This window comes from Nitrosomonas sp. Nm84 (assembly GCF_003201565.1).
Lineage (GTDB): Bacteria > Pseudomonadota > Gammaproteobacteria > Burkholderiales > Nitrosomonadaceae > Nitrosomonas.
In genome coordinates this window covers 1-5,473 of record NZ_QJJP01000056.1, presented here as the reverse complement: position 1 = coordinate 5,473, position 5,473 = coordinate 1, and the positions used below count along the sequence as shown (strand labels likewise).

Genomic DNA, 5,473 nt, shown 5'->3' with positions numbered 1-5,473 from the left:
CTCCGACTAAATGTCGGATATTTAACAATCCTGGGTGGAAACTTTTCAACGCCGATTTACCCAAAATCCCGGTAAGTTTTGCACGCCGATTGACACTGGTAGAATCTTTATCAGCCATGATTCAAACTCCTTATTAGTTTGGTTGTGGTTAGGGGCTCAAGTGCTTCTACACTTGATAACCCCGCTTTTACCTGATTCCGTCAGGTGGCGGTTATTGCTCATAAATCAGTGCTGTTTCATCCAGTCTCTTAATGCATCATTGATGCGGGTTTGCCAGCCATTGCCAGTGGCTCTGAATTGTTCGAGTATTTCAGTATCTATGCGCAGTGTTACTTGCTCCTTTTTGCCGCTTCCTTGTGGTCTTCCTCGCCCCCGCTTGAATTGACCTAACTCTGCATCAGTCAGCGGTAAATTGTCGGGATCGGTAAGCGCGGCGGCGGTAATCTGCGCGTCTTCTTCCGGTGAAGGCAGTTCTAAAATTCGCCCTGATTTAGTTTTGATTTGCATATTGAATCACCTCTCTATAGTTTGCCTTACGCAAGCTGATTATTCGCCGGTCATTCCCACGGTCGACATAAACTACGCAATATAGCCTTTCTCCAATCGGTGCTAAGGCAATCATGCGAGTTTCTCCGTAATCCTGCCGTGTGTCCTGCCATATCAGTGCAGCATCCCAATCAATGAATGCCGCCTCAGTCAGTGATACACCGTGTTTTTCCTTGTTTATTGCATCCTTGGCAACATCATAAATTACATGCATATATTAATGTAGTTATGTTTATTGTAAGAGTCAAGAATTATTTGTAGTTATGTTTAACATTTTATAATGTGCAAACCTGCTTGTGCTGGTTCAAACTCAATCCCGGCTTGCTCTAATATCCATGACTCAATCTTGACATGCCACACGCGCAGCAAATCAAGCGGGCGGCGGATATAGTTTTGCTCTCGTACACCTTGCGGTTTGTGCCCCTGAATTTGGGCAGCGATACCAGCGGGCATTTCTATCCATTCGCAAAGACTGGCGAAAGATCGCCTTAGCCCGTGCAAAGTTAAATCCAATCCAGCAATTGCACAGGCTTTTCGGTGCGCTATGGAAGGATCGGTTAAACGGCCACTTTCCGCGCTAGGACTTGAAAACACCCATTCATTGCGGCGGGGAAAGGTGGACAGCAAATTAGCTACATAAGGCGTTAACGGGATGATCCTGAAATCTTCCACCTTGTCATTTATTGTTAAGCTGTTCCATTGAAAATCTATATCCTGCCAGCGTAAAGAAGCGATTTCCTCCCGGCGGGCGCCAGTCAGGAAAAGAGTTTGCAGATATGCAGATATAACTTGATTCTGAATTTGCTTGACTGCATCAAACCATGCGGGCAATTGTTCGCGCTGTAACACGTCGTGCTTAACTTTGGCCTTGCCAAGACTCTCTCTAGCGTCATTATTTTGCGCTGGATTGCTTGTCACAATGGCTTTATACGTTGAATGCCTGCCGCACCAATTCAGAAACGCTCTTAATAATCGTAGAGCAAGTCGGGCGCGTGTCGGTCGTATCAAAGCTTCAGCCTTTGCCCACTCCGTAACTAATTCGGGTGTTAAATCTACCAATCGAATTTTGGCAAGTGTTGCAAGTGATCCTGGTTCTGTCAGTTTCTTACTTCGTTTGCGTGTATCACCACCTGTTTGCATAACTTTGTCATGGTCGCGTATATGCAGTGCTGACCATAGCGGCTTGCGAGCAGTCACATATTCTTTCCAGGCTTCGCCTACTGTTACAATTTCGCGGGCTTCCTGTACTTTCTTGGCAGCGGTGGCGGCTTGCTCTGCTGCTTTATTGTTGGCTTTTACTTGGCGGGGATCGTAGCCTTGATCTATAAGAGCCTGAAGGCGACGTGCTTCTTTTCGTGCATCGTCAATTCTCTTCGCATTTACATCACAAATCGTCATGCGTGCAGATTTGCCGTAAATTTTGGCCTGAAATATAAATGATTTTGATCCGGCGATTGTGGCAATAACTCCAAAGCCTTTAAACTCTTTGCACCATAGATACGTGCGCGTCTTTCCCTCCTCGCACTTTAACTTCGCGATTCGTCCGACGGTTAATTCGACCTTTTTAGCTTTAAGTATTTTCGCCACTCAATCACCTTTTTCATGTCACCACCATGTCACCATGAAATAAGTATACAGACGAATATTAATCAACACAATAATTAAAGTGTTCGTTGTTCTGTATTTGTTTTATATGAATATAATACTTATGACAAATAACAATCAACACTGATAAATACTATTTATTGAGGACTGAAAATCCTTGTGTCGGTGGTTCGATTCCGCCCTTGGCCACCAATAAAACAATAAGTTATATAAAATATGATTAATTGTTTTATCTTTTTGTGCCTTTGTGTAGCCGTAATGTAGGAAATTCACAATAAAATATTGAGCAATGAAAACCAGCGAATTGATCATATTTATATGAGAACTGTTGATCTATTGTCAAATAAAACACTTCATCACGAGTGATAAAGTATTAAATGCACCTTTCAATCGATGGAGAACCGATAATAATGATTGGAAAAAAATTTCTTTGCTGCCTTAAGTAATCACACTCATTATTTTTCAGTACTTCCACTCTATTTATTCTTTCTTACGCTTTTTTCCTCGTACCAGATCGGTCACAATCATTCTTGAGTGGCTCAAATTTGCAACGGCAATCGGGTGGTTCACTCTGACCCATATTCAGAATTGCAAGTGGCGCATAATGATGCTGAATGCCAAAAAGCTCTCTTGCAATAGGATTCTTTTCATCCTTTGGCTTACCATCTTCATCTATCTCAACCCATTCGATATCACCTGTAGCAACTCGAGCGGAAATGAGCCAGAAATCCCCTGTTCGATAATGATGGGAATCTTCTCCAGTATCAGCAGCTACGAATTGAATCTCGATACCATTCTCGATCTCTATCCAGTCAGCTTTATCTTCTGTGATAGGAATTGCCCCTTCAATTAGATTACTGTTATAACGCTGATCCCAGCGTCGCACCTTGGTTGGCCATTCTTCATTAGTTGAAATACCAGCAGGTCTAAGAATTGCGGATTCAAGTATGAAACGATTACCTTCCACATTGACCAGCTTAGCTAAGCTACCAGGTTCTCCTCGCAATTCTTGGTCATCATTACTCAGTTCAACCCAGATTTTTGGTTCGAAGCCCAGTGTTTTTTCAACTGTCAATTCTTTACCAGAAAATTCCAACACCTTGCTAACTACCGCACCATTATCTCTTGACCATTTAAAAGTTGCACTATTCGGTTCACCGGCTTTATCCCCTTTACTTCCTTTATGAATTTCAATGCGATAAAGTTGATTTTCCTGGCCTCGATATCTCGAATCCGGAGCAATCAGGCATGGATCTTTTGAATCCTTCTGGGGGGTAACGCACGCCTTCAATGATCCTCGGTTAGCAGGCTGCCAACGGTTTATCCATTTCTCTTTCCAGTTATTCGAAACAGTTACACAATCACTTGGACTCAATCCTTCTTCCCCTTTGTCTACCTTTACCTGACAGATCACTTTAGTGCGGGTTGCAGTATCCGGTCCGCCAAGTGCTTTCTCGCGGATATAATCGTCCTCAAGCGCTGTAATATGGCGTTCCCAAACATCCAAATAAACTAAATAAGGAACATCTTCCTCAAGCTCAGGTGGATGGGGATAATCTTTTTGTGTCTTATAAGTGATATCTGTGTCATTCTCACATAAAATCCCTGCCACATAATAGCGCCCCTTTCCAATAGAAAAGTCTTTCTTGCTGGGGTTATCAATGAGAAAACCGGAATTGTCATTTGGACCCGCGTGCGATCCAATCAGGTCGGTGACGAGCGTGCGCAAATAATGCAGCAAAATAGCCGTTTGTTCATTCGTATCTGCATCCAGTTGTACTCGTCCCTGCTGCAGCAATACACGGCTAAAATGTTTCAGTGGATCAAACGTATCTCTTGAAAAATCGCCTTTCATCGTTGTTCTCCCAATTCTGAGTTAACTCGCAAAAATAATACCCACATCTGATCCCGCAGGAACATACTCATCCAAACGAATACGAAGGTTGGCCTCGCGCTGTGCCTGAAACAGGTTATGAAAAACCCCCATTTCTGACTCATCATTCGCACCTCGTTTAATCTCTTGTGCGCAATTCAATGCCAATTGGCAATAAGTGGGGGTGCCGTAACGTACGCTATTGAATTGCGGTTTGACGCGAACTTGCTCGAAAGACACTTGCTCGCAAGATTTCTCGGCTTCAATTTCGTTAGCTGCAGGTGGTGCCTTTGCTTGTTTACGAAGTCTCTCCTTAATTGCAGCATCTTCTACCAGATCGGGTTGACACATATAACGTGCAGGGGTGCGTGAATACGGAGTGGCATAACAAAATCGCAAGCAACCGTACTGCCGACGTGCGACAGTGATGCGTCCTTCAAAAATGCAATTCTCACCTAATTCAATCGCATGCACTTGCACCTGACCAAACACTGTACTGCGTTTTATCGTCAGAACTGCGTATCCAACTGGACAACCTGGACCACCGATTGCTTCTTGATCCGGGCTTGTGGCATCAATAATACTGTCATTGATACACAAGCGTATTGGGTCGAGCCGTGTTTCTTTTACGACACCTTCACACCTTGCTCGCTGAACTTCACTTCTTTCTATGTAAACTTCCGGTTCTTCATCTTTCGAAATATCCATATATGGCTCTGACTCTTCATTCGAATCCGGCAAAGTAGGATTGATCTGGATCGATCCAAGAATACTCTGTTCAATGACAACACACGCGCTCGGGCTAAAAATTTCTAGAGAAGGTTCAGCAGGACACTCGGGCTGACAGTCACAATCCAGATTCCAACCCGGAACCAAGGTGTGTATCCCGTCAGCGCAAATTGGACAAAATAGCGTGATTGCCTAAGAGAGTGTTTTAGTTCATCGTTACTTTAAAAAGGAGCGATGAATGACAGGAAAGAATCAACAAAACCATAGTGTCGAGAAGACCGTACGCGATATACGCCGAGCAACCAGGCGCCAATATTCAGCGGAGGAAAAGATCCGCATCGTGCTGGAAGGTCTTCGAGGCGAAGACAGTATTGCAGAGCTATGCCGCCGAGAAGGCATTAATACCAATATCTATTACCGCTGGTCAAAGGAATTTCTGGAAGCTGGAAAGAAGCAGTTAGCGGGTGATACTGTTCGTGAATCGACGTCGGATGAAGTCAAGAACCTGCGTGGCGAGACTCGGCTACTTAAGGAAACCGTGGCTGAGCTATTGTACGTCGTCAAAGCAATGTGGACTAATGGGTGGCTGAATTAAGAGACGCATTAGCTCATCAGACTTGAGTTCGTTGCTTGTTTAGCATAAAACATTTGGCGTCGCAGAGCTAAGGTTCGCCGTTTTATTTTTTCACGTTCATTCAAAATAGATTGTCCTCGATTATA

Annotated in this window: 5 protein-coding genes and 1 pseudogene; 1 reads left to right on the top strand and 5 read right to left on the bottom strand. The window is 43.9% G+C overall.

Annotated elements, in window-relative coordinates; all coding sequences use genetic code 11:
• Positions 1-225: 225 nt before the first annotated feature.
• The 5 genes from C8R34_RS15810 to C8R34_RS15790 form a co-directional block, all read right to left on the bottom strand.
• Entirely contained in the window at positions 226-507 is a 282-nt protein-coding gene (locus C8R34_RS15810; RefSeq protein ID WP_110342205.1) for a BrnA antitoxin family protein, read from the bottom strand.
• The gene (locus tag C8R34_RS15805) at positions 491-760 is read right to left on the bottom strand and encodes a BrnT family toxin (protein ID WP_110342203.1); all 270 of its coding nucleotides are present in this window, start codon (positions 758-760) and stop codon (positions 491-493) included. The genes C8R34_RS15810 and C8R34_RS15805 overlap by 17 nt, the downstream gene beginning before the upstream one ends.
• A 53-nt stretch (positions 761-813) precedes the next feature.
• Positions 814-2,133 carry an integrase family protein gene (locus C8R34_RS15800; protein ID WP_258364539.1) on the bottom strand — a complete coding sequence of 440 codons (1,320 nt, stop codon included), beginning with the start codon at positions 2,131-2,133 and terminating at the stop codon, positions 814-816.
• Positions 2,134-2,641: 508 nt separating this feature from the next.
• Positions 2,642-4,006, bottom strand: coding sequence for a DUF6519 domain-containing protein (locus tag C8R34_RS15795; RefSeq protein ID WP_110342201.1), 1,365 nt, complete (start codon positions 4,004-4,006; stop codon positions 2,642-2,644).
• 21 nt (positions 4,007-4,027) lie between these two features.
• A complete protein-coding gene (locus tag C8R34_RS15790; RefSeq protein ID WP_110342199.1) occupies positions 4,028-4,732 on the bottom strand; it encodes a hypothetical protein in 705 nt (234 codons plus the stop codon).
• A gap of 259 nt (positions 4,733-4,991) precedes the next feature.
• On the opposite strand from C8R34_RS15790, the pseudogene C8R34_RS15785 reads away from it, so the two are divergent.
• A pseudogene (locus C8R34_RS15785) lies at positions 4,992-5,339 on the top strand (transposase); the annotation flags it as partial.
• Positions 5,340-5,473 lie beyond the last annotated feature (134 nt).

What these genes read in the sequence shown, in the direction of transcription:
- C8R34_RS15810 (WP_110342205.1), bottom strand. Translation starts at nt 507, where the DNA reads ATGCAAATCAAAACTAAATCAGGGCGAATTTTAGAACTGCCTTCACCG.
- C8R34_RS15790 (WP_110342199.1), bottom strand. Translation starts at nt 4,732, where the DNA reads ATGGATATTTCGAAAGATGAAGAACCGGAAGTTTACATAGAAAGAAGT.
- C8R34_RS15795 (WP_110342201.1), bottom strand. Translation starts at nt 4,006, where the DNA reads ATGAAAGGCGATTTTTCAAGAGATACGTTTGATCCACTGAAACATTTT.
- C8R34_RS15805 (WP_110342203.1), bottom strand. Translation starts at nt 760, where the DNA reads ATGCATGTAATTTATGATGTTGCCAAGGATGCAATAAACAAGGAAAAA.